A 22,835-nucleotide genomic window follows, 5' to 3' on the forward strand; every position below is an offset into this window, starting at 1 on the left:
GTCGAAAAACTGACCGGCCGATGCCGCAACCCGTTCCTGCGAAAACAGCGGCCGAATTCGAGCCTTCACCTCACGTAGCGAGGACGCCCAAAGCTCAAGCGTCTCTTCGACCGACAACCCCGCAATCCATGATCCCTAACTTACTCATGGTAGCGCATTGATTCAGATTGAAGCGAAAAATGCAACTGTAATGGAAGGTGTCAGCGTCCCGTCTTGCGCGGGGCCATTCCGGCGATCTCGGCGCATTCGGACCGGACGAATCCACGACCGCCCGCGGCATCATAGGGCCAATCCCTGCAAGCATGGCTCGAGCCCAATGGGCAGCAATTCGCGGCGGGCAATGCCCGCGCATTACGACTGCCCGCGCGATGATACGCAGTGATTTTCCGGTCACGAATGAGGCGATCCCGGTACCAGATTTCCGGCTCAACGGCACTGCTATCTGCGTGCCGATGCGAGAGTTTATCCGCTTGTGCCGCCATGGGCTGCCCGCTGGGCGCGCATATTAAACGCGCGACACGCGCTGCGGGCCTCTTGATGAACATCCGTTGACCCGATCCCCCCGCCCGGTTCTATATCGGCCGGGGAAAACGGGAGAGAGATCCATGGCCATCATCCTCGGTGCGATTGCCGATGATTTCACCGGCGCGACCGATCTGTGCAGCACTTGGGTCAAGGCCGGGCTGCGGGTCGTGCAGACCATCGGCCTGCCCGCGCCGGATGAGACCCCCGATGCCGATGCGGTGGTGATCGCGCTGAAATCCCGCACCATTCCGCCCACCGAGGCCGTCGCGCAATCCCTCGCCGCGCTGGACTGGTTGCGGTCGCAGGGCGTGCGGCAGATCCTCTTCAAATATTGCTCGACCTTCGATTCGACGCCCCAGGGCAATATCGGCCCGGTGACCGATGCGCTGATGCAGGCGCTGGGGCAAGAGATTGCCGTCATCTCGCCCGCCTTCCCGAAAAATGGCCGCACCATCTACAAGGGTCAGCTTTTCGTCGGCGACCTGCCCTTGGCCGAAAGCCCGATGAAGGATCACCCGCTGACGCCGATGCGCGACTCAAACCTGATCCGCTTGATGGATGCGCAGGCCTGCGGTCGAACTGGCCTCATTCCCTTGCAGATCGTCCGGCAGGGCCCCGAGGCGATCCGCGCGGCCTTTGCCACACTTTCCGCGCAGGGCTATCGCTATGCCGTCCCCGATGCCGTCGAGGATCAGGACATGCTGAGCCTTGGCCGGGCGCTGGCCGATATGCCGCTGGTCACCGGCGGCTCGGCGGTGGGGATGGGCCTGCCCCAGAACCTGCGCGAGGCCGGGGCCCTGGGGGCGGCGCTTGCCCCTGCCCTCCCTTCGGCCCCCGGTCGCGCCGTCGTGCTTGCGGGAAGCTGCTCGGCGGCGACTCGCGCCCAGATCGCCCATGTCGCGCCGCTCTGGCCCGATTACCGAATCGAGATCGACCGTGTCGCGGCGGGCGAGGACATCGCCGCCGAGGCTCTTGCCTGGGCGCAGGCGCAATCCGGGCCGATCCTGATCCATGGCTCTGCCGATCCCGAAGAAGTCGCCCGCAACCAAAGCCGCTATGGCGTGATGGCGGCTGGCGAGATGATCGAGCACACGCTTTCCGCGATTGCCCAAGGGCTATTCGCGATCGGTTTTTCGCGTTTCCTCGTCGCCGGGGGCGAAACCTCGGGCGCAGTGATCTCGGGCCTTGGGATCAGCGCATTGCAGATCGGCCCCGAGGTCTGCCCTGGCGTTCCATGGTGCGGCGCAAGGGTCGCGGGGCGCGATCTGGCGCTTTGCCTCAAATCGGGGAATTTCGGCGCGCCCGACATGTTCGTGCAGGCTCTGGAGATGCTGGAATGACCGAATCCCGCCAGCGCGATGAGATCGCGCGCCTCGCGAAATCGCTTTATGATCGTGGGCTGACCTTCGGGTCTTCCGGCAATATCTCGGTCAGGACCGAGGAGGGCTGGCTGATGACGCCGACCGGCTCGAGCATGGGGGCGATCGACCCGGCGCGGATCTCGAAGCTCGACGAGGCGGGAAACCTCATTTCGGGGGACAAGCCCACCAAGGAGAGCTTCCTGCATATGGCGATGTATCGCCAGCGCCCGCGCGCCGGCGCCATCGTGCATCTGCATTCCACCCATTCGGTCGCGGTCAGCTGCCTGCATGACATCGACCATAGCGATGTGCTGCCGCCGCTCACTGCCTATTACGTCATGCGAGTCGGCCGCCTGCCGCTGATCCCCTATTTCGCGCCGGGCGATCTGGATCTGGCCAGGGCGGTCGAGGAAATGGCCTCGGATCACCATGCCGTGTTGCTGGCAAATCACGGTCCGGTCGTGGCGGGAAAATCGCTCGAAGATGCGGTTTACGCGACCGAAGAGCTTGAAGAGACGGCAAAGCTTTTTCTGGCCCTGCAGGGGATGCGGACCCGCCCTCTGACCGCGGAACAGGTCGATGACCTGAGGGCACGATTCCCGCGCGATTTTTGATGTGGACGGATCGAAATGCGGGGGCTAGAACCTGCCCCCTCGACCGCTGGCGAGATCGCCGGATTGGGTCAAAAGCCGCGCGTGCGCAGGGGCGCTGCGCGCTTATCCGCATCTGGGGCAGAGAATCATCTGTTATCCGATCCGGTCTGAGTTCTGCATTTAGACCACAAGATATGGGTAGCGAAGCCCTTTCAATGTCTATATACTGGGGGAACGCGCCGACGAGAGGATGCGATTTCGAAAGAAATCCGGTCGAATCTCAGACGCGAATGTAACTGTAGGTAGTTCATGAATGACTGGTTCCGGCGAGCACTTCCGCGGGATTTCCGGTCATCGTCGTTGCCTGCAGAACCGTGACAAAGAAAAGGGACCAGAGGCATGAGCATCACCGTCTATTCCAAACCAGCCTGCGTGCAATGCACGGCGACCACGCGCGCGCTTGATGCCCGTGGTCTGGCCTATGACGTCGTGGATCTGACCGAGGATGACGCCGCCATGCAGATGGTCACCTCGCTCGGCTATCGCCAGGCCCCGGTCGTCATCGCCGGCGAAGAACATTGGGCGGGCTTCCGTCCGGACATGATCGGCCGCCTCTCCTGAGGTCGCGATGGGCGGGCTGGTCTATTTCTCTTCGGCATCAGGCAATACCGCGCGCTTCGTCGCGCGGCTGGGCTACGATGCGGAGCGAATCCCGGCCTCGCCCGCCGAGGCGATGCCCGAGCCGGCCTCGCCCTATGTGCTGATCTGCCCGACTTTTGCCGATGGCGAGGGTCGGGGTGCCGTGCCGAAACAGGTGATCCGCTTCCTGAACGATCCTGCCCGCCGCGCGGCTCTGCGCGGTGTGATCGCCGGAGGCAATCGGAATTTCGGCACGACCTTCGCCCTCGCGGGCAAGGTCATCTCTGACAAATGCAATATCCCGCTGCTTTATCGCTTCGAACTGGCGGGAACCGATCTTGATGTTGCCCGCGTGCAGTCGGGCCTTGAAAAATTCTGGGGGACAGAATGCTTGATGATGGCGTAAAGGCCGAGCTCGACTATCACGCATTGAACGCGATGCTGAACCTTTACGACAGTGAGGGCCGCATCCGCTTCGACGCAGATCGCAAGGCAGCGCATCAGTATTTCCTGCAGCATGTGAACCAGAACACGGTCTTCTTCCACTCGCTGGATGAGAAGCTCGATTACCTGGTCGAGGAGGGCTATTACGAGCCCGAAGTGCTGGATCAATATTCCAAGAACTTCCAGCGCGCGATCTGGGATGCCGCCTACAAGCGCAAGTTCCGCTTCCCGACCTTCCTCGGCGCGTTCAAATATTACACCAGCTACACGCTGAAGACCCGCGACGGTCAGCGCTATCTTGAGCGCTACGAGGACCGCGTCGTGATGGTCTCGCTGGCCTTGGCGCGCGGCGATGAGACGCGCGCGATGAGCTTCATGGAAGAGATCCTCTCGGGCCGCTTCCAGCCCGCGACCCCGACCTTCCTGAACGCGGGCAAGAAATCGCGCGGCGAGTTGATCTCGTGCTTCCTGCTTCGTCTCGAGGACAACATGGAATCGATCGGGCGCTCGATCAACTCGGCGCTGCAGCTCTCGAAGCGCGGCGGCGGCGTCGCCCTGATGCTGACCAACCTGCGCGAGGCCGGCGCCCCGATCAAGGGCATCGAGAACCAGTCCTCGGGCGTCATCCCGGTGATGAAGCTGCTCGAGGACAGCTTCAGCTATGCCAACCAGCTCGGCGCGCGCCAGGGCGCGGGCGCGGTCTACCTGAACGCGCACCACCCCGACATCCTGCGCTTCCTCGACACCAAGCGCGAGAATGCCGACGAGAAGATCCGCATCAAGACGCTGAGCCTCGGCGTGGTCATTCCCGACGTGACCTTCGAGCTCGCGAAGAAGAACGAGGACATGTACCTGTTCTCGCCGCATGACGTCGAAAAGGTCTATGGCGTGCCCTTCTCGGAGATCTCGGTCACCGAGAAATATGCCGAGATGGTCGATGACAAGCGCATCAAGAAGAAGAAGATCAACGCCCGCGAATTCTTCCAGACCCTGGCCGAGATCCAGTTCGAATCCGGCTATCCCTACATCATGTTCGAGGACACGGTGAACAAGGCGAACCCGGTTCACGGGCGCATCACCATGTCGAACCTGTGCTCGGAGATCCTGCAGGTCAACGAGGCCTCGGAATTCAACGAGGACCTGAGCTATTCGCATCTGGGCACGGATATTTCCTGCAACCTCGGCTCGCTGAACATCGCGGCGACCATGGACGGGCCGGATTTCGGCGCGACCGTCGAGGCCGCCATCCGCGCCCTGACCGCGGTGTCGGAAATGTCCTCGATCGACTCGGTGCCCTCGATCCGTCGCGGCAACGATGAGGCCCATGCCGTCGGCCTCGGCCAGATGAACCTGCATGGCTTCCTTGCCCGCGAGCGCATCCATTACGGCTCGCCCGAAGGAGTTGAATTCACCAGCGTCTATTTCGCCGCCGTCGCCTATCACGCGATCCGCGCCTCGAACCTGCTGGCACAGGAACATGGCGCGACCTTCAAGGATTTTGACAAGTCGAAATATGCCGACGGCTCGTTCTTCGACAAATACACCAACCGCGATTGGCTGCCGGTGATGGCCGATGTCGCCCGCGTCTTCGAGGGCATCCAGCTTCCGACCCGCGCCGACTGGGCGGCGCTGAAGGAACAGGTCATGGCGCATGGCCTCTACAACCGCAACCTGCAGGCCGTACCGCCGACCGGTTCGATCAGCTATATCAACAACTCGACCAGCTCGATCCACCCGATCGTCGCCAAGATCGAGATCCGCAAGGAAGGCAAGATCGGCCGCGTCTATTACCCGGCGGCGTTCATGTCGAACGAGAACCTCGAATATTACCGCGACGCCTATGAGATCGGCCCCGACGCGATCATCGACACCTATGCGGCCGCGACCGAGCATGTCGATCAGGGTCTGTCTCTGACACTGTTCTTCCCCGCCGAGGCGACCACCCGCGACATCAACCGCGCCCAGATCTATGCCTGGAAGAAGGGCATCAAGACGATCTACTATATCCGCCTGCGCCAGACCGCGCTGGAAGGAACCGAGGTGCAGGGCTGCGTTTCCTGCTCGCTGTGATCGGCCGTCGCGGTGGGGGCTGTCTGCCCCCACACCCCCGAGGATATTTGAACAAGAAAGAAAGGTTCTTCGGATGAAGGATCAACTGCTGCGGACCCCCTTGCGCGCCATCAACTGGAACCGCCTCGAGGACGAGAAGGATCTCGAGGTCTGGAACCGCCTGACCGTGAACTTCTGGCTGCCCGAGAAGGTGCCGCTGTCGAATGACGTGCAAAGCTGGGCCACCCTGCGCCCGGAAGAGCGCGAGCTGACCATTCGCGTTTTCACCGGCCTGACGCTTCTGGACACCGTGCAGAACACCATCGGCGCGCCCTCGATGATGCCCGACGCCCAGACCCCGCATGAAGAGGCCGTGCTCTCGAATATCTCGTTCATGGAGGCCGTTCATGCGCGCAGCTATTCCTCGATTTTCTCGACTTTGTGCCTGACCAAGGAGGTCGACGAAGCCTTCCGCTGGTCCGAGGAAAACCCGCATCTGCAAGCCAAGGCGCGGCTGATTCTTGAGGAATACAAGGCGGGCTCGAACCCGCTGAAGCGCAAGATCGCGAGCGTCTTCCTGGAAAGCTTCCTGTTCTATTCCGGCTTCTACCTGCCGATGTACTGGTCCTCGCGCGCGAAGCTGACCAATACCGCAGACCTGATCCGCCTGATCATCCGCGACGAGGCGGTGCATGGCTATTACATCGGTTACAAGTTCCAGCGCGCCGCCGAGAAGCTGTCCGCCGAGAAGCAGCAGGAGTTGAAGGATTTCGCCTTCGCGCTGATCTTTGATCTTTACGACATCGAGCAGAAATACACCGCCGAGCTTTATGACGGGATCGGCCTGACCGAGGACGTGAAGGCCTTCCTGCATTACAATGCCAACAAGGCGCTGCAGAACCTTGGCTATGAGGCACTATTCCCGCCCGCCGCTTGCGAGGTCAATCCCGCGATTATGGCGGCGCTGTCGCCGGATAGCGAAAACCACGATTTCTTCAGTGGCTCGGGCTCGTCTTATGTGATCGGCAAGGCCGTCGCGACCGAAGACGAAGACTGGGATTTCTGATCCTGACGCCCGCCGCTTTCGGCGGGCGTTTTCTTTTGAATGGCGGTTTCTTTCGATGCTCAAGATGACCTTGCTGACCGGCCGAGTGGCCCCTCTGCCCGGCTCGGCCCGGCTGAGCGGCATTGCCAAATCCCCGGTGGATCGGACCTTGCAGCTTGGCCCCACTGGTCTCGAGGGCGACGAGCAAGCCGATCTGCGCGTGCATGGCGGCATCGAAAAGGCCGTGCATCACTACCCGCGTGAGCATTATGCCGATTGGCAGGCCGATCTGGGTCCGCTGCCCCTTCTGGCCGCGCCGGGGGCTTTTGGCGAGAATATCTCGACGCTTGGGCTCATCGAAACAAGTGTGGCGGTGGGCGATATCTTTCGGATGGGAAGTGCGCTGGTGCAGGTCAGTCAGGGTCGCCAGCCCTGCTGGAAGCTGACCCAGCGCCTTGGCGTGCCGGACATGGCGCGGCGCGTGCAGGGTTCTGGCCGCACCGGCTGGTATTACCGCGTGCTTGAGCCCGGTCTTGTCGCGCCGGAAGACGCGCTGGAACTGGTCGAGCGCATCGCCCCGGATTGGAGCCTGCATCGCATCTGGCACGCTTTCTATATCGACCGGATGAATGCAGCCGAATTGCGCGGCATCGCGGATCTTGAGGTGCTGGCCGAGAACTGGCGGCGCTACGCGCAGAACCGGCTAGACAGCGGCCGCATCGAGGATTGGACACGTCGATTGAAGGGCAGCGCATGACCCCGCCGCTGGTGATTTCGGTGCAAAGTCAGGTCGTGATGGGCCATGTCGGAAACTCTGCCGCGGTCTTTCCGATGCAGGCGGCCGGGCTGGAGGTGGCACAAATCCCGACCGTGGTGTTTTCCAATACGCCCGACTATCCGACGCTTCGCGGTCGCGCGATGCCAGCCGATTTCTTTGCCGATCTTATTCAAGGCGTTTGGGAGCGCGGTCTGCCGCAACGCGCAAGCGTCATCCTTAGTGGCTATATCGGCTCGATCGAGGTCGGCTTGATGCTGTCCGAACTTGTCGCCAAGGCCAAGGAGGCAAATCCCGACCTGATCTATTTCTGCGATCCGGTCATGGGAGACGAGGTTCCCGGCCTTTATGTCCCGGTCGCGATCGCCGATATCTTGCGCGACGAACTGCTGCCGCAGGCCGATATCGCCTCGCCCAACCCGTTCGAGATCGCCTATCTGACCGGCCAGCCCATCGAGACGCTGGCCGACCTGCCCCGCGCCGCAAAATCGCTGGGAATGTCTCCGGGAGCCAGCCTGATTGCCACCGGATGTCAGTTGGTGGAAACCGAAGCAGGGATGCTCGAAAGCGTCGTCTTGGGGCCGGACGGGATCAGCCGACACCCAACGGCGCGCCTGCCTGTCGCGCTGGCAGGCACAGGAGATCTGTTCGCGGGACTGGTAGTCGCCGCCCGGGCGCGTGGCCGAAATCTGGCGGCGGCGGTCGAATTCGCGCAAGCACAGACCTCGCGCGCCTTGACTTGCGCCGCGCGCCTCGGCGCGAAAGAGGTGGTCCTGTCAGACCCCGAGTTCCGCGCCACGCTCTTGACGCTTTAGGGTTTTTTCAGCGCGTTCAACAGGGCCGCCCCAAGTGCCCCCGGCGTCGAGGATGCCGCGGGCTGCGCGGTTTTCGGGCCGCGCACGGGTTGGGATTTGGGGCTGCGCTCTGCCTGCGCCTCGCGGGCGCTGGTCCCGCCATCCTTGCGCATGGTCAGGCCGATACGCTTTCTGGGCACGTCCACCTCGGTCACGCGGACGCGGACCACGTCGCCGACCTTCACGACCTCATTGGGGTCCTTGACGAAGCGGTCGGCCAATTGGCTGATATGGACAAGACCGTCTTGATGCACCCCGATATCGACGAAGGCGCCGAAGGCCGCGACATTGGTGACCGTGCCTTCCAGCGACATGCCGGGCTTGAGGTCTTTGATATCCTCGACACCCTCGGCAAAGCTCGCGGTGACGAAGCTCGGGCGCGGGTCCCGGCCGGGCTTTTCCAGTTCCGACAGAATGTCGCGGATGGTCGGCAAACCGAAGCTGTCGTCGACGAATTGCTCGGCTCGGATGCCCTTTAACGCGGCAGCATCGCCCATGATCTGGCGGATGTCGCGCCCGCAAGCCGCGACGATCTTGCGGGCAACGCCATAAGCCTCGGGGTGGACGGAGGAGGCATCCAGCGGCTCTTTCCCGTCGCGGATACGCAGGAACCCCGCACATTGTTCAAAGGCGCGCGGTCCCAGCCCCGCCACCTTTTTCAGCGCCGCGCGCGAGGCAAAGGCCCCCTTGGCATCGCGGTAAGCGACAATGTTTTGCGCCAGCGACGGGCCAAGCCCCGCGACATGGGAAAGCAGCGGCGCTGAGGCAGTGTTCAGATCGACGCCGACCGCGTTCACCGCATCTTCGACCACTGCTTCGAGCGTTTTCGCAAGCTGGCGCTGGTCCACGTCATGCTGATACTGGCCGACGCCGATGGATTCCGGCGGCACTTTGACCAGTTCCGCCAGCGGGTCCTGAAGACGGCGGGCAATCGACACCGCGCCGCGCAGCGACACGTCCAGATCGGGGAATTCCTTCGCCGCGAGTTCCGAGGCCGAATAGACCGAGGCCCCTGCCTCGCTGACGATGACCTTGACCGGGGCTTTCACCCCTGCGGGCAGGCGCTTCAAGACATCGGCCACCATACGTTCGGTTTCACGGCTCGCGGTGCCATTGCCGATGGCGATCAGTTCGACCTTGTGGCGCAGGATTGTCGCGGCCAGCGCCGCCTCGGCGCCGCGCAGGTCGTTCTTGGGCTGGAAGGGGTAAAGCGTCGCCGTGTCCAAAAGCTTGCCGGTCGCATCGACCACGGCCAGCTTGACGCCCGTGCGGATGCCCGGATCAAGCCCGATGGTCACGCGCGGCCCGGCGGGCGAGGCCAACAGCAAGTCTTTCAAATTGCGGCCAAAAACCCGGATTGCCTCGGCATGGGCGCGGGTCCGCAGATCGGTGAGCAGATCGATATACATCGTATTCGAAAGCCGCACCCGCCACGCCCAGCCCGCGACTTTGCGCAACCATTGATCGCCCGGAGCCTGTCCGAGATTTCCCAGTGAAGCGGCGACGATACCTTCGGCCCGCGCCGCGCCGGTTTCCGGCTCGGGGGCGATCTCGATTGTCAGAACCTCCTCCTTGGCAGCGCGCAGGATCGCCAAGGCGCGGTGGCCGGGAATGGCGGACCATTTCTCGGTATGGTCAAAATAATCGCTGAATTTCGCGCCTTCGGCTTCTTTGCCCGGCGTGACCCTCGCGGTGATCTGGGCATCGGTCTGCATGAACCCGCGCAGACGCCCCAGAAGATCGGCATTTTCGGAAAGCTCTTCGACCAGAATATCGCGCGCGCCGTCCAGCGCGGCCTTTTGATCGGCGACATTCTCGGTCAGGTAGCTGGCCGCCAGCGCCGCCGGACCTGCCCCACGATTGTCCTGAATGGCGCGCAAAAGCGGCTCTAACCCGTTTTCCCGCGCGATCATCGCCTTGGTGCGGCGCTTGGGCTTATAGGGCAGGTAGATATCTTCCAGCGTGGCCTTGGTTTCGGCCCCGACAATGGCGCGGGTCAACTCATCCGTCAGCTTGCCCTGCCCCTTGATCGATTCAAGAATCGCCTTCCTGCGGGCCTCAAGCTCGCGCAGATAGGCCAGCCTTTCCGCGAGATTGCGCAGCTGCGTATCGTCAAGCCCGCCGGTCACTTCTTTGCGGTAACGGGCGACGAAAGGCACCGTCGCACCGCCATCCAGAAGCTCGGTCGCCGCTGCAACTTGCGCCGCAGAAGCATTGATTTCATTGGCAATCGTACGGGCGATCCGGTCGGTGGTGTCCATCGTCAGGCTCCTCAAGTTCGGAGGAATGTCATAGCCTGCGATGTCCCTTGCGCCAAGCCCGATCAGGTCACGATGCCGATCTGCCAAGGCACGAATTCATCCTGCCCATAGCCCAGCAGTTCACTTTTCGATTTCACCCCCGAGGCGCAGTCGATCATCATGCGGAAGATCACCTCGCCCAGTTCCTCGATGGTGGCCTCGCCCTCGATGATGGTGCCGCAATTGAGGTCCATATCGTCCTCTTGCCGCCGCCACGTCGCCGTATTGGTCGAAAATTTCAGCGACGGCGCCGGCACGCAGCCAAAGGCCGAGCCGCGACCGGTGGTGAAGCAGATCAGATTTGCCCCCGAGGCCACCTGCCCCGTCGCCGAAACCGGATCGTAGCCGGGGCTATCCATGAAGACCATGCCGTGTTCGGTCACCGGCTCGGCATATTCATAGACCCCGCGCAGGTTGGTGGTCCCGGCCTTGGCGACTGCGCCCAGCGACTTCTCAAGGATCGTGGTCAGCCCGCCGACCTTGTTCCCGGCCGAAGGGTTGTTGTTCATCTCGGCCCCGCCGCGGGCGGTGTGTTCCTTCCACCAGTCGATGCGGGCGATCAGCTTTTCGCCGACCTCCTGCGTCTCGGCGCGGCGGGTCAGCAGGTGTTCTGCGCCATAGATTTCGGGCGTCTCCGACAGGATCGCCGTGCCGCCATGGCTGACGAGGATATCGACGGCATGGCCGAGCGCCGGGTTCGCGGTGATGCCGGAATAGCCGTCGGAACCGCCGCATTGCAGGCCCACGACCAGTTCCGAGACCGGCACCGGCTCGCGCGTCACGGCATTGGCTGCCGCGAGCATGTCTTTGATCTGGGCAATGCCATGCTCGATGGTCTTGGTCGTGCCGCCTTGGTCCTGAATGGTAAAGGCTTTCAGCTTGGCCCCCTCGGCCAGACCGCCTTGCGCCATGATATCCGCGATCTGGTTCGTCTCGCAGCCAAGCCCGATGAACAGCACGGCGGCGAAATTCGGATGCGTGGCAAAGCCCGAGAGCGTCCGGCGCACGATCCGCATGGATTCGCTTTTGCCATCCACCGCGCAGCCGATGCCGTGGGTCAGCGCCACGACCCCATCGACATTCGGAAAATCGGCCAGAGCCTCGGGGCGGATATCGCGGCGGAAGTGATCTGCGATCGAGCGCACCACCCGCGCCGAGCAATTCACCGAGGAAATGATCCCGATATAATTCCGCGTCGCGATCCGCCCGTCAGGACGACGATATCCCATGAAGGTCATCGGTTCGTTCGCCGGAGCCGTGGGCCGGGCATCGACGCCGATGGCGTGATCCATCTCAACATCGGTCATGGCGAGGTTATGGACATGGATATGCTCGCCTGCCCGGATCAGGGTCGAGGCCAACCCGATGATCTGGTTGTAGCGGCGCACCGCCTCGCCCGCCGCGATGTCGCGCGTGGCGATCTTGTGGCCGGGAGGGATGTCGCCAAGCGTGGTAATGCCTTCCTCGGGCAGGCTCGTTCCTGCGGGGATCGGTTGCGTGGCGATGACGACATCGTCTTCAGGCCGCAGGCGGATGATGCGTGGCGCTGTCATGGCTTCGCTCCTTACAGGTCGATGATGGCCTTGATGACGCCCGCCTCGGGGCGCGACCAATCCTGAAATAGTTGCACCCCGTCCGAGAGGGAACCGCGATGGGTGTTCAGCGCGCGGGTCGGCACCCGGCCTGACCGCATCTGCGCCACGACCTCGGCAAAATCGTCGGGCTGCGCGTTGCGGCTGGCGATCAGTGTCGCCTCGCGCTTGTGGAATTCGGGATCCGAGAAGCGGATATCCTGCCGCACCACCGAAAGCAGCACATAGCGTGCGCCATGGGCGAGGAAACCGAAGCCGCGCTCGATCGGAGGCGCGGCTCCGGTCGCATCGATCACCACGTCGAACCAATCGTTATTGGTCTGGTTGGCGGCGTTCGTTTCGGCCTCCTGATCCGCGAACAGCACGGCATCCGCAGCAAGGCCGGACTGGGCGAAAGCCAGACGATCCTCGCGCGTGTCCATGACGGTGACATGCGCGCCGCGCGCCTTGGCGAAGATGATCGCGGACATGCCGATGGGGCCAGAGCCCGTCACCAGCACCCGATCCCGCGCGGTGATGCCGCCGCGCTTGACGCCATGCGCGCCGATGGCGAGAAACTCGATCATCGCGGCATCGTCCAACGGGATACCGTCCGCCGGGATGACGTTCTGCGCGGGCACCGAGATCAGTTCGGCCATCCCGCCATCGGTATGGACGCCCAGAACCTTGATATTGCAGCAGGCATTTGTCAGCCCAATGCGGCAGGCCTGACAGGTTCCGCAGGACAGGTAAGGCACGATATAGACCGCATCCCCGGCCTTCAGCGCGCTGCCCTCGGGCGCTTCCTCGACGGTGCCGGAAAGCTCATGCCCCATGACGCGGGGATATTCGAGGAAAGGATGCTTGCCGCCGAAGATATGGAAATCAGTGCCGCAGATGCCGACATGCCGGATGCGGACCAGCACCTCGCCCTCGCCGCGCTTGGGTTCGGGGCGCGAGATCAGGGCCAGCCGGCCCGGTTCTTCGCAGATCAGCGCTTTCATCATGCGCTCCTTTTCGAAGTCGAGAATTGCGAAAAGGCTGCGCCGACCGCATCGCGCCACAGGGCGTTGCCGGCCAGAGCAGCCGGGAACAGGCCGGGAAGCGCGAGGATCGCGGCGGCAGGGTCATCGGCCTGCGCGGCTGTCAGCAATTCGGCGCGGCGGGGGTCGTCGGCCTGCCCCCGCAGGCGCAAAGCCGCAATCCATGCCCCCACCACTCGGGCAAAGGGGGCGATATCCTGCGCAGCGGCGAGCGCGTCGGCGGCAGGTAACAGGATGCGCTGGGGCAGTTTCTGGCTGGTATCCATCGCGATCTGGATATTGCGATGCGCAATCGCCGGATTGGCGAAACGCGCCATAAGATCATCGGCATAGCGGTCCAGATCGATCCCCGCCACCGGGTCCAGCGTCGCCCTCGCCGCCTGCATATGGGCGCGGGCCTGCGCCGCCAAAGCAGGCACGGCCATGACATCGCGAACATGTTCCAGCCCGTTCAGAATGCCCAGATGCGCGATCAGCGTATGGGTGCCGTTCAGCATCCGCAGCTTCATTTTTTCATAGGGTTCGACATCGGCGACCATGACCGCGCCGACCTTGTCCCAAGCGGGACGGCCCTGCGGGAACTCATCCTCGATGATCCATTGGATGAAAGGCTCGGTCTCGATCGCCAAGGCGTCCTCGACGCCAAGCAGCGCCGCCGCACGGGCACGGGTGTCCTCGGTCGCGGCGGGGACGATGCGGTCGACCATCGTGCAGGGAAAGGATACTTCGGTCGCGATCCAGTCGGAGAGTTCGGGATCAGCGATGGCGGCGAATTCCGTGACCAACCGGTGCAGCACCCGCCCGTTCGAGGGCAGGTTATCGCAGGTCAGCACAGTAAACGGCGCAACCCGTTCAGCGCGACGACGCGCGAGGCCCGCGACCAGCAGACCGACCGCGCCCGAAGGGGTCGCAGGATTCGCAAGATCGGCGGCAATCGACGGATGTGCCGGGTCCAGCCCACCTGAAGCCGGATCGACGCCATAGGCTTTTTCGGTCACGGTCAGCGTCACGATGCGGATCGCCGGATCGGCGAGGTGGTCAAGCAGAGCGGACAGGTCGGAGGCGGCGCAAAGCCAATCCTCGGTCACGCCGATCACCTCGGCGCTGTCGCCATCGGGACCGCGCGTGATGACGGTATACAGCCCGTCCTGCGCCTCAAGTTCACGGATCGGGCTTGCGGAGCGCAAGTTCACCGCGATGATGCCCCAAGCTTCGGGATCGAGGTTCAGCGCGCGTTGGGTGTAGACCGCCTGATGCGCGCGATGAAACGCGCCGAAGCCCAGATGCAGGATGCCCGGCAGCAGCGTCGCGCGGTCGAATTCCGGCGCGGCGACCGTGTCTGGCAGAACGGATTGCGAGGAAAGGTGGCTCATGCGCAGGCCCCCAAACGCGGGTGCGACAGCGTGCGCTCGATTCCGCGCAATTCGGCAAGGCCCTTCAGACGACCGATGGCGGGATAGCCGGGCTGCGCACCCCGGGTCAGATCGTCGAGAATCTCCTGCCCGTGATCAGGGCGGATCGGGATCATGTGATCCTCGCGGCCCTCCTCGCGGCGGCGTTTTTCTTCGGCCAGAAGTGCTGCGATGACCTCGACCATATCGGTGCCGCCTTCGAGATGCTCATCCTCGAAGAAGGAACAGGGCGTGGTGTCGGCCTCGCGCGTCACGTTGCGCAGGTGGACGAAATGGATGCGGTCGGCGAAATCGCTGGTGATTTGCGGCAGGTCGTTGTCGGGACGCGCGCCAAGTGAGCCCGAGCAGAGCGTCACGCCATTCGCGCGGGCATCCACCTGCCCCAGCATATGGGCGTAATCCTCGCGGGTCGACAGGATGCGCGGCAGGCCCAGAAGCGGCCATGGCGGGTCATCGGGATGCGCGCAGATGTTGATGCCGACTTCCTCGGCGACGGGGACGACCTGCGACAGGAAATCGACCAGATTGCCCCGCAAGCGCGTGGCGTCGATGCCCTGATAGGTGCGCAGCTTGGCCAAAAGCTGGTTCAGAGAATAGCCATCCGCCGAGCCGGGCAGCCCCGCACCGATATTGCGACCAAGCTCGGCGACACGGGCATCGGACATGGCTTTGAAGCGGCGGGCGGCCTCGTCGCGCAGGGCCTCGGGATAGTCCTCAGCCGCGCCGGGGCGTTTCAGGATATGCAGATCGAAGGCTACAAAATCGGGCAGATCGAAGCGCATGGCGCGGGCCTGCTGATGCGTTTCCCAGCGCAGGTCGGTGCGTGTCCAGTCCAGCACCGGCATGAAATTGTAGCAGACCGTGCGGATGCCGCATTGCGACAGGCTGCGCAGGGTCTCTTGCCAATTCGCGACATGGGCGCGCCAGTCGCCAGTCTGGGTCTTGATGTCTTCCGACACGGGCACGCTTTCGACCACGTCCCATGTCAGGCCCCCGGAAAGGATTTCGTCCTGACGTTGGCGGATGCCTTCGACGGTCCAGGCCTCGCCGGTCGGGACGTGATGGAGCGCGCTCACGATGCCATGCACCCCGGCCTGCAGGGCGTCGCGGACGGTGACCTTGTCGACCGGGCCGAACCAGCGCCATGTGTATTTCATCGGTAGCTCTCCTCAGAGGCGAAGGTCAGCTGGACCTTGCAGGCGATGCTGCGATCCGAGGCCAGTTCGAACGCCTCGCGCGCGCGTTCCAGCGGCAGGCTGTGGCTGATGATCGGGCGGACGTCGATGGCGCGGGTGCCGATCAGGTGGACGGCCTCGGCGAATTCGGGATGGAAGCGCTGCGAACCGCGCCAGATGATCTCCTTGCCGACCAGCGCGTTCAACGGGATGGTCATGTCGCCAGAGACGCCGACCTGAATGATCGTGCCGCGTGGGCGGATTGCGGCAAAGGCGGTGCGCAGCGCCGGACCCGCTGCCGAGCAGTCGAAGATCAGGTCGATCTGGCCTTTGTCCTTTTGCAAGGGCTCCAGTGCTGTGGCGTCGGTTGCAACATTGATCGTGCTGGTCGCGCCCATCGCGCGGGCGCGCTCCAGCGCGGCATCGGTCAGGTCGGTGACGATGACCTCGCGTGCACCCGCATGCCGCAAAGCGGCAAGGACCAACAGCCCGATCGGCCCGGCCCCGGTGACCATGATCCGCTTGCCGGAAAGGTCGGGGGCTTGGGCCACGGCATGCAAGCAGACAGCGAGAGGCTCAGAACAGGCGGCCTCGCCTTCGGTCACGCCCTCGGGGAAGGCATGGACCTGACGCGCGGGCACGGTGAGAAGATCGCGGAACATGCCCTGCTCATGCGGCAGGCGCATCGCGCTGCCGATGAAATGCATGTCAAGGCAATGCACCGGCATGTCGCGCTGGCAATATTCGCACGCCCCGCAGGGCTGGGACGGGCTGACCGCGACCAGCGTGCCGGGGACCAGATCCACCCCCTCGCCCGCCTGAACCACCCGGCCCGATGCCTCATGCCCCGAGATGATCGGCTCGCGCACCCGGACCGGGCCGAAACCGCCATCATGGTAGTAATGCAGATCCGAGCCGCAGATCCCGCCCGCGGCCATGCGCAGCAAAACCTCGCCGGGGCCGGGAGGGGCGACCCGATCCGTCTCGACCCGCAGGTCATGCGCGCCGTAAAGACGCGCGACACGCGTTTGCATGACGACCTCCTATCGGATCAGGCCAAGCTGCGTCGGCAGCCAGAGCGTCAGTTGCGGGATGAAGGTAATCAGAAGCAGCGCCACAATGAGCGGAATCATCCAAGGCAGGATCGCCAAGGCCGTGCGCTCGACCGAGAGTTTCGAGATGCGTGACAGAACAAAGAGCACCATGCCAACCGGCGGCGTCAGCAGCCCGATCATCAGGTTCAGCGTCACGATCAGCCCCAGATGCACCGGGTCGATGCCATAGCGCGCAGCCACCGGCATCAGGATCGGCACAAGGATCGAGATCGCGGCGATGGTGTCGAGGAACGCCCCCACGATCAGCAACAGCACGTTCACGATCAAGAGGAAGGTCCACCAATTGTCGGTCAGCGCGAACATCGCATCCGAGAACAGCGTGGCCGCCTGCGATACGGTCAGCAGCCAGGCGAAGATCGAGGCGGCGGTGACGATGAACAGCACCGAGGCCGTTGTCTCGATCGTGTCGAAACTGGCCTTGGCAAGTGTGCGGAAGGTCATCGTGCGGTAACGCACGAGGCCCAGAAACAGCGACCACAGAACGGCGGCGACAGCGGCCTCGGTGGGGGTGAACCAGCCCATGGTCATGCCGCCGATCAGCAGGACCGGGGCCATCAGCGCCATGACCGCATGCCAGTCGAAATACCAGTCCAGAGCGATCAGCGCGGCAAGCCCGATCAGCACGGCGATGTTCACAGAAAGACCGGCCATGACCAGCAAATAGATCGCGACCGGGAAGCACAGGACAATCAGCACCTCAAGCCCCGCGCCCAGAAGCTGGCGCAGTTCAAAGGGCGTATCCGAGCCCCAGCCCTTGCGACGGGCAAAGATATAGACCGTCAGCATCATCAGCGAGGTCATCACTAGCCCCGGCAGGATGCCGGCCATGAACAGCGCCCCGATCGAGGCATTTGCCATCATCCCGTAGATCACGAAGGGCAGCGAGGGCGGAAAGATCGGCCCCAGCGTCGCCGAGGCGGCGGTGACCCCCACGGCGGCCTCGACCGGGTAGCCGTGATCCTTCATGGCCTTGATCTCGATCGTGCCGATGCCGGCGGCGTCGGCCAGTGCCGTCCCCGACATGCCGGAAAACACCACCGAGCCGATGATATTGACCTGCGCGAGCCCGCCTTTCATCCAGCCGACGAGCGACAGGGCAAAGTGATAGATCCGGCCGGTGACGCCTGCGATATTCATCAGGTTCCCGGCCAGGATAAAGAAGGGCACGGCGATCAGGGGGAAGCTCTCGACCCCCGCGATCATGCGCTGCGCCGCGATGATGTCGGGCGCGACATTATAGGTCAGCAGATAGGCGAGCGAGGCCACCGCCATCGACACCGCCACCGGCACGCCGATGATCATCAGGGCCAGAAATGAACCGATCAGAAGAAGCATGGGTCAGATCCCCGTATAGCCGGACTCGGCCGCTTCTTCGCGGACGGTCTTGCGGTGGGTCAGGTCGCGGACGAAGTTCTGAAGCGCGCGCAGCAGCATCAGCACGAAGGCTGCGAAGACGGTGTAGAACACATAGCCGCGCGGCAGGTCGATCGTGACCATGCGCTCGCTGCCGACGATGCCGATATAGCGCCACATCAGCCAGGACATATAGGCAAAGAAGCCGATCGAGATCACGTCCACCCCGATCTGCAACCAGCGGCCCACCCGTTGCGGCAGGAAATTATAGAGCAGGTCGACGATGATATGGCGGCACATCCGGACGCACATGACCGACCCCAGGAAAACGATCACGACCAGGCAGTTCGCCGCGATTTCCTCGGTCCAGGCCAGGCTGTTATTCAATGCGTAGCGCGTGAAGAACTGCAGGAAGACGCAAAGGGCCATGCCCCAGAACACCACGAGCGTGAGCCAGTCCTCGATGGCATAGGGCGAAAGATCGACGGGACCGCCATGCTCTTCGAAGGCATGCGCCATTTCTTCCACGCTGACGGGGGCGTGCTGCTGGTCTGCCATGTCACTGGCTCCGGTAATGGTTCGGGAAAACCCCGGTGCCAGGGACACCGGGGCAAATGGGGGTTACTGGACCGCGCGGATGGCTTCCCAGTCCTCTTTGACATAGCCGAAATCTTCGAGCTTCACGTTTTCCAGCACGGTCTTTTCGAAATCGGCCTTGTCGACCTCGGTCACGCCGATGCCCATGCCCTTGAACTTCTCGACCAGCGCGGCCTCGCGCTCTTCGACGATCTTGGTGCCGCGCTCGGCGGCCTCAAGCATGACCTCGGTAAAGATTTGCTTGTCCTCGTCGGAGAGGCTCGACCAAAGCTGTTTCGAGACGACCGTGTTCAGGTGATCGACGATATGGCCGGTCAGGGCGATATTCTTCTGAACCTCGTAGAACTTCTTGGCCTCGATGGTCGTGAGCGGGTTTTCCTGCGCCTCGACCGTGCCGTTCTGCAGCGCCAGATAGACCTCGGCAAAGGCGATGGGGGTGGTGTTCGCCCCGCAGGCGCGCGGCATCGCCAGATAGGCCGGAACGTCCGGAACGCGGATCTTGAGCCCGTTCATGTCGGCGCAGGCCTTGATGTCCTTGTTCGCGGTGGTGTGGCGCGTACCGTAATAGGTCACGGCGGTGATATGGTTCCCGGTCGCGTCCTCATAGCCCTGCGCGAGCTTCTTGAAGACATCGCTTTTCGTATAGGCGATCAGATGCGAGGGATCGCGGAAGATATAGGGGTAATAGGTCACCCCGATCGGCTTGTAATCGCGCGAGGCAAAGCTGGAGCCCGAGATAATGATGTCGACGGTGCCGAGCTTGAGCCCCTGGTTGATGTCGGATTCCTTGCCCAGCTGCGATGCGGGAAAGACATCGATCTTGTAGCGGCCATCGGTGCGCTTGGCGATCTCTTCGGCGGCCCAGACGGATTCCGTGTGGAACGGCTCGGATGTCTCATAGACATGGGCCCATTTCAGCGCGGTTTGCGCATGGGCTGCGATGGTGCTGGCCATCAGCATGGCGGCAACCCCAAAAAGGCCCTTCATCGTGAACTTCATGCATTCCTCCCAGTAGCGTTGAGTTCAGTCTTCTTGGCAGTCAGGCTTGCTGGTGACGTTCCACCAGAAAGCTTTCGGTAAATCTTCGCTGCGACTCACTCAGGTGGTGGCGCATCGCCTCGCGCGCGGCAGGTGCGTCGCCATCGGCGATGGCATCGCGGATCGCGCCATGTTCGGAAAGCGCCAGGCGCCAGGTGCGCGGTCCTTCAAAACGGCTCGAAAATTCCATGAAAAGCGCGGAAAGCCGTTTCTCGTAGATCTGTTGGGTAAAGTTGGCGAGGACCGAGTTCCCCACCCCGGCCGCGATCAGGATGTGAAATTGCCCGTCCAGCGCGACCAGCCTCGGCCTGTCCTCGAGCGCGGCCCCCATCTCGCGCAGGTTGTCGTCCAGCCTTGCGATCAATTCGGGGGAAGCATGGCGCGCGGCCTCTTCGGCGATCGCCGCCTCGACGATGCTGCGCGCCTGAAGGATTTCCAGCGGGCCCTCGGCGTCTATAGGGGCCGCGCCGCCCGCAGCCGGACCGGCACCGACATAAATGCCCGATCCCATGCGGATCTCGACTTGCCCCTCGACCTCGAGGGCGATCAGCGCCTCTCGCAGCGACGGGCGCGAGACGCTGAGCAATTCGGCCAGATCACGCTCGGAGGGCAGCCGCTCTCCGGGTGCGAGTTCCTGGCTGGCGACAAGCGCCATGATCTGATCAGCCACCTGCCGATACTGCCGGCGTGGGCGCGGGTCATTGAGCATCTTTCCTCCGCAACGCCGCCTCCTCGCGGCGTTTGGCCAAAACTGGTTTGACCAGTTTCAGATTAAGGTTCGATTTCCGCACCGGTCAAGAGATTTTTCAGGTGTAGGAAAACCACCCTCTGCGGGAACTGGTCAGGCCACCGGGGCGATATCAAAACGCCGGGCAAGTTCGTGGAAATGCTGCGCCGTCGTCGGGTCGAGCGGCACCCCGTTCCGTTCGCGGTCGCGTGCAACATCCCATTCCCTATCGCCCGGAGCCATGACGCGGCATCCTTCGCGGGCCGGGGAATTGCGCAAGCTCTCGACATATCGAGACATTCCCGCATGGAACTGGTCGCGGTCCAGGAATGCCTCGGGGTTCAGGGCCAGCATGAACGCGCCCATCTGACGCGGAGTCGCGAAATCCGGGCCATCCATCGGCAGAATGTCAAAGCTGAGCTTCATGCCGGTCAGCACGGCGCTGAAGATCTCGGCCACCCCACCCAGTGCCGCGCCCTTGAAGCCAAAGGCCCCGCCGAGCGGTGCCAGCATATCGACAAGCTGGGGGTCGGTCACGTCCCGGCCGGTCGGGTCCGAGGCGACCGAATCGGGCAGGTCCTGCCCGAGGCTCCGATAGAGCAGCACCCGGTTATAGGGGATCGAACTTGTCGCCATATCCAGGAACCACGGGTCGCCGCCTGGGGTCGGCACTGCGACCGAGATCGGATTGGTCCCGTGAAAACGCGCAGCCCCATCATGCAGGCGAACGAAACTGTCTGAATTACAAAAGCTTATCCCAATGAACCCGGCCTCGGCAGCAGCCAGCGAATAGGCCCCGGCGGGACCGAAATGCGAATTGTTGCGGATCGCGACGGCACCCAGACCGAATTGCCGCGCAAGTTCCACGGCACGTTCCATCCCCGTATAGCCGCCCAGCGCGCCTTGGGCGTGGTCCGCATCCAGCACCTCGACCGCGCCGAAGCCGCCGACCTTTCTCGGCTCGGGATTGCAGTTCAACCGCCCTCCTTCGAGCGCCTTGATGTAATGTGGCAGGAGGCGGACGCCATGGCTGTCCACGCCGAAACGCGTGCCATGCATCATGGATCGCGTGGCCGCGACGGCGGTCGCCTCATTCGCCCCTGAGGCCAGAAAGGCTGCACGGCAAAATCGTTCCAGTTCGCGCAGTCCGACATAATCTCCGGTCATTGTCTCCCCCTCAATTGTCTCTTGCACACAGTATCCATAGCAAGGATCATCGCACAATGGCCGAGATCAGCCGCCTTGCCCCCCGCCTCTATCAGCAGGCGACCGAGATGCTTTCCCGCGAGATTCGGGCGGGCGCTCTGCCGCATGGGACGATGGTGACGCAGATGGGGATTGCGGCGCGCTTCGGGATCAGCCGCGCCCCTGCGCGCCGCGCGCTCGAGGACCTGGCGGCGGTGGGTTTGCTTTTGCGGCTGTCCTCGGGGCGCTATCAGGTCCAGGGCTCCGCGCCGGGCGGCACGGGCGGCCCGGCATTGTCACGCCCGCAGCTTGTCGCGCAGCCCGGCTGGGAAATGCTCTATCCCGAGATCGAGATGGAAGTGGTTTCCCGCACGTCCTTTGGCAGTTGGCGTCTGAACGAGGCGCAGCTTGCCCGCCATTACGGTGTCAGCCGCACCGTCGCCCGCGATGTGGTGGCAAGACTGCAGAATCGCGGATTGCTGCGCAAGGATGACAGCGGCCGCTGGCTCGCTCCGGGTCTGACATCGCATCACATCGACGAATTGTTCGAACTGCGCTGGCTGCTCGAACCCGTGGCCATGGAAAAGGCGCTGCCGCATCTGCCCGCTGACATGCTGGGCGCGATGCAGGCCGAGCTAGAGGCCGCGATGGCCCCCGAAGCCGAGCGCAATGCCGCCCTGCTGGACCGGCTTGAACACCAGCTTCACGTCGAGCTTCTGTCCCATTGCGGCAATGACGCGCTGATCCGGGCGCTGCGACTGCCGCAATCCCTGCTGATCGCGCATCACATGCTCTATCAGCTGACGCTGGAGCTATTCGGCACGGAACCTTTCCTGGGCGAGCATCTGGAAATCGTCAATCGTATGGGCACTGGGGATCTGGAAGGCGCAAAGGCCGCGCTGGTCGCCCATCTGCGCATCTCGCGGCGGCGCTCGATGCTGCGCGTCGAGGCGGTCAGGGACATGATCCAGCCTGACCCGCTTGCCTATCTTGAACGCATTTGATGCTGTGAGACCATCACAAGAGACAGGAGC

20 protein-coding genes and 1 pseudogene are annotated in these 22,835 nt (G+C 63.3%); 9 read left to right on the forward strand and 12 right to left on the reverse strand.

Features of this window, described 5'->3' with window-relative positions; translation table 11 throughout:
* Positions 1 to 126 (reverse strand): annotated as a pseudogene (locus tag ESZ60_RS01825) (IS701 family transposase); the annotation flags it as partial.
* A gap of 479 nt (positions 127 to 605) precedes the next feature.
* On the opposite strand from ESZ60_RS01825, the gene otnK reads away from it, so the two are divergent.
* From otnK to pdxY, 8 genes are all read left to right on the forward strand, one after another.
* Positions 606 to 1,865: a 3-oxo-tetronate kinase gene (otnK, locus tag ESZ60_RS01830; RefSeq protein WP_134678711.1), complete on the forward strand. Its 1,260-nt coding sequence runs from the start codon at positions 606 to 608 to the stop codon at positions 1,863 to 1,865.
* Complete coding sequence (otnC, locus tag ESZ60_RS01835) at positions 1,862 to 2,500, forward strand: 3-oxo-tetronate 4-phosphate decarboxylase (RefSeq protein WP_134678712.1); 639 nt, start codon at positions 1,862 to 1,864, stop codon at positions 2,498 to 2,500. The genes otnK and otnC overlap by 4 nt, the downstream gene beginning before the upstream one ends.
* Before the next feature lie 378 nt (positions 2,501 to 2,878).
* A complete protein-coding gene (gene nrdH, locus ESZ60_RS01840) occupies positions 2,879 to 3,100 on the forward strand; it encodes a glutaredoxin-like protein NrdH (RefSeq protein ID WP_134678713.1) in 222 nt (73 codons plus the stop codon).
* A 7-nt stretch (positions 3,101 to 3,107) separates the two neighbouring features.
* Positions 3,108 to 3,524, forward strand: a complete 417-nt coding sequence (gene nrdI, locus ESZ60_RS01845) for a class Ib ribonucleoside-diphosphate reductase assembly flavoprotein NrdI (protein ID WP_134678714.1) — start codon at positions 3,108 to 3,110, stop codon at positions 3,522 to 3,524.
* Positions 3,506 to 5,632, forward strand: a complete 2,127-nt coding sequence (gene nrdE / locus ESZ60_RS01850) for a class 1b ribonucleoside-diphosphate reductase subunit alpha (RefSeq protein WP_134678715.1) — start codon at positions 3,506 to 3,508, stop codon at positions 5,630 to 5,632. The genes nrdI and nrdE overlap by 19 nt, the downstream gene beginning before the upstream one ends.
* A gap of 73 nt (positions 5,633 to 5,705) precedes the next feature.
* On the forward strand, positions 5,706 to 6,677 hold the full coding sequence (nrdF, locus tag ESZ60_RS01855; protein ID WP_134678716.1) for a class 1b ribonucleoside-diphosphate reductase subunit beta: 972 nt from the start codon (positions 5,706 to 5,708) through the stop codon (positions 6,675 to 6,677).
* Positions 6,678 to 6,732: 55 nt separating this feature from the next.
* Positions 6,733 to 7,413, forward strand: coding sequence for an MOSC domain-containing protein (locus tag ESZ60_RS01860; RefSeq protein WP_134678717.1), 681 nt, complete (start codon positions 6,733 to 6,735; stop codon positions 7,411 to 7,413).
* Entirely contained in the window at positions 7,410 to 8,246 is an 837-nt protein-coding gene (gene pdxY, locus ESZ60_RS01865; protein WP_134678718.1) for a pyridoxal kinase, read from the forward strand. The genes ESZ60_RS01860 and pdxY overlap by 4 nt, the downstream gene beginning before the upstream one ends.
* Here the strand turns inward: pdxY and ESZ60_RS01870 are convergent.
* From ESZ60_RS01870 to ESZ60_RS01920, 11 genes are all read right to left on the reverse strand, one after another.
* On the reverse strand, positions 8,243 to 10,546 hold the full coding sequence (locus ESZ60_RS01870) for a Tex family protein (RefSeq protein WP_134678719.1): 2,304 nt from the start codon (positions 10,544 to 10,546) through the stop codon (positions 8,243 to 8,245). The two genes, pdxY and ESZ60_RS01870, sit on opposite strands and share 4 nt — an antisense overlap.
* Positions 10,547 to 10,608: 62 nt before the next feature.
* Positions 10,609 to 12,138, reverse strand: coding sequence for a UxaA family hydrolase (locus ESZ60_RS01875; protein ID WP_134678720.1), 1,530 nt, complete (start codon positions 12,136 to 12,138; stop codon positions 10,609 to 10,611).
* A gap of 11 nt (positions 12,139 to 12,149) precedes the next feature.
* Positions 12,150 to 13,163 carry a zinc-binding alcohol dehydrogenase family protein gene (locus ESZ60_RS01880; RefSeq protein ID WP_209021222.1) on the reverse strand — a complete coding sequence of 338 codons (1,014 nt, stop codon included), beginning with the start codon at positions 13,161 to 13,163 and terminating at the stop codon, positions 12,150 to 12,152.
* Positions 13,160 to 14,572, reverse strand: a complete 1,413-nt coding sequence (locus tag ESZ60_RS01885) for a mannitol dehydrogenase family protein (RefSeq protein ID WP_134678721.1) — start codon at positions 14,570 to 14,572, stop codon at positions 13,160 to 13,162. Before ESZ60_RS01885 ends, ESZ60_RS01880 begins: the two co-directional genes overlap by 4 nt.
* Positions 14,569 to 15,768: a mannonate dehydratase gene (gene uxuA, locus ESZ60_RS01890; protein WP_134678722.1), complete on the reverse strand. Its 1,200-nt coding sequence runs from the start codon at positions 15,766 to 15,768 to the stop codon at positions 14,569 to 14,571. The genes ESZ60_RS01885 and uxuA overlap by 4 nt, the downstream gene beginning before the upstream one ends.
* Positions 15,765 to 16,820 (reverse strand): L-idonate 5-dehydrogenase, encoded by a 1,056-nt coding sequence (locus tag ESZ60_RS01895; protein ID WP_134678723.1) that lies wholly within the window; start codon positions 16,818 to 16,820, stop codon positions 15,765 to 15,767. Before ESZ60_RS01895 ends, uxuA begins: the two co-directional genes overlap by 4 nt.
* A gap of 9 nt (positions 16,821 to 16,829) precedes the next feature.
* Positions 16,830 to 18,236, reverse strand: a complete 1,407-nt coding sequence (locus tag ESZ60_RS01900) for a TRAP transporter large permease (RefSeq protein ID WP_134678724.1) — start codon at positions 18,234 to 18,236, stop codon at positions 16,830 to 16,832.
* Between the two features lie 3 nt (positions 18,237 to 18,239).
* Entirely contained in the window at positions 18,240 to 18,812 is a 573-nt protein-coding gene (locus ESZ60_RS01905) for a TRAP transporter small permease (protein WP_134678725.1), read from the reverse strand.
* Between the two features lie 63 nt (positions 18,813 to 18,875).
* The gene (locus tag ESZ60_RS01910) at positions 18,876 to 19,850 is read right to left on the reverse strand and encodes a sialic acid TRAP transporter substrate-binding protein SiaP (RefSeq protein ID WP_134678726.1); all 975 of its coding nucleotides are present in this window, start codon (positions 19,848 to 19,850) and stop codon (positions 18,876 to 18,878) included.
* A gap of 40 nt (positions 19,851 to 19,890) precedes the next feature.
* Positions 19,891 to 20,598, reverse strand: a complete 708-nt coding sequence (locus ESZ60_RS01915; RefSeq protein WP_134678727.1) for a FadR/GntR family transcriptional regulator — start codon at positions 20,596 to 20,598, stop codon at positions 19,891 to 19,893.
* Positions 20,599 to 20,730: 132 nt separating this feature from the next.
* Positions 20,731 to 21,783 carry an Ldh family oxidoreductase gene (locus ESZ60_RS01920; RefSeq protein ID WP_134678728.1) on the reverse strand — a complete coding sequence of 351 codons (1,053 nt, stop codon included), beginning with the start codon at positions 21,781 to 21,783 and terminating at the stop codon, positions 20,731 to 20,733.
* Positions 21,784 to 21,839: 56 nt separating this feature from the next.
* Between ESZ60_RS01920 and ESZ60_RS01925 the strand changes: the two genes are divergently transcribed.
* Positions 21,840 to 22,805 (forward strand): GntR family transcriptional regulator, encoded by a 966-nt coding sequence (locus ESZ60_RS01925; RefSeq protein WP_134678729.1) that lies wholly within the window; start codon positions 21,840 to 21,842, stop codon positions 22,803 to 22,805.
* The last annotated feature ends 30 nt before the right edge of the window (positions 22,806 to 22,835 follow it).

Origin of the sequence: Paracoccus ravus, assembly GCF_004522175.1 — a bacterium.
GTDB classification, from domain to species: Bacteria; Pseudomonadota; Alphaproteobacteria; order Rhodobacterales; family Rhodobacteraceae; genus Paracoccus; species Paracoccus ravus.

Bases quoted from the DNA above. Each gene is read 5' to 3' on its own strand.
- otnK (WP_134678711.1), top strand. From the start codon at position 606: ATGGCCATCATCCTCGGTGCGATTGCCGATGATTTCACCGGCGCGACC.
- otnC (WP_134678712.1), top strand. From the start codon at position 1,862: ATGACCGAATCCCGCCAGCGCGATGAGATCGCGCGCCTCGCGAAATCG.
- nrdH (WP_134678713.1), top strand. From the start codon at position 2,879: ATGAGCATCACCGTCTATTCCAAACCAGCCTGCGTGCAATGCACGGCG.
- nrdI (WP_134678714.1), top strand. From the start codon at position 3,108: ATGGGCGGGCTGGTCTATTTCTCTTCGGCATCAGGCAATACCGCGCGC.
- nrdE (WP_134678715.1), top strand. From the start codon at position 3,506: ATGCTTGATGATGGCGTAAAGGCCGAGCTCGACTATCACGCATTGAAC.
- nrdF (WP_134678716.1), top strand. From the start codon at position 5,706: ATGAAGGATCAACTGCTGCGGACCCCCTTGCGCGCCATCAACTGGAAC.
- ESZ60_RS01860 (WP_134678717.1), top strand. From the start codon at position 6,733: ATGCTCAAGATGACCTTGCTGACCGGCCGAGTGGCCCCTCTGCCCGGC.
- pdxY (WP_134678718.1), top strand. From the start codon at position 7,410: ATGACCCCGCCGCTGGTGATTTCGGTGCAAAGTCAGGTCGTGATGGGC.
- ESZ60_RS01870 (WP_134678719.1), bottom strand. From the start codon at position 10,546: ATGGACACCACCGACCGGATCGCCCGTACGATTGCCAATGAAATCAAT.
- ESZ60_RS01875 (WP_134678720.1), bottom strand. From the start codon at position 12,138: ATGACAGCGCCACGCATCATCCGCCTGCGGCCTGAAGACGATGTCGTC.
- ESZ60_RS01880 (WP_209021222.1), bottom strand. From the start codon at position 13,163: ATGATGAAAGCGCTGATCTGCGAAGAACCGGGCCGGCTGGCCCTGATC.
- ESZ60_RS01885 (WP_134678721.1), bottom strand. From the start codon at position 14,572: ATGAGCCACCTTTCCTCGCAATCCGTTCTGCCAGACACGGTCGCCGCG.
- uxuA (WP_134678722.1), bottom strand. From the start codon at position 15,768: ATGAAATACACATGGCGCTGGTTCGGCCCGGTCGACAAGGTCACCGTC.
- ESZ60_RS01895 (WP_134678723.1), bottom strand. From the start codon at position 16,820: ATGCAAACGCGTGTCGCGCGTCTTTACGGCGCGCATGACCTGCGGGTC.
- ESZ60_RS01900 (WP_134678724.1), bottom strand. From the start codon at position 18,236: ATGCTTCTTCTGATCGGTTCATTTCTGGCCCTGATGATCATCGGCGTG.
- ESZ60_RS01905 (WP_134678725.1), bottom strand. From the start codon at position 18,812: ATGGCAGACCAGCAGCACGCCCCCGTCAGCGTGGAAGAAATGGCGCAT.
- ESZ60_RS01910 (WP_134678726.1), bottom strand. From the start codon at position 19,850: ATGAAGTTCACGATGAAGGGCCTTTTTGGGGTTGCCGCCATGCTGATG.
- ESZ60_RS01915 (WP_134678727.1), bottom strand. From the start codon at position 20,598: ATGCTCAATGACCCGCGCCCACGCCGGCAGTATCGGCAGGTGGCTGAT.
- ESZ60_RS01920 (WP_134678728.1), bottom strand. From the start codon at position 21,783: ATGACCGGAGATTATGTCGGACTGCGCGAACTGGAACGATTTTGCCGT.
- ESZ60_RS01925 (WP_134678729.1), top strand. From the start codon at position 21,840: ATGGCCGAGATCAGCCGCCTTGCCCCCCGCCTCTATCAGCAGGCGACC.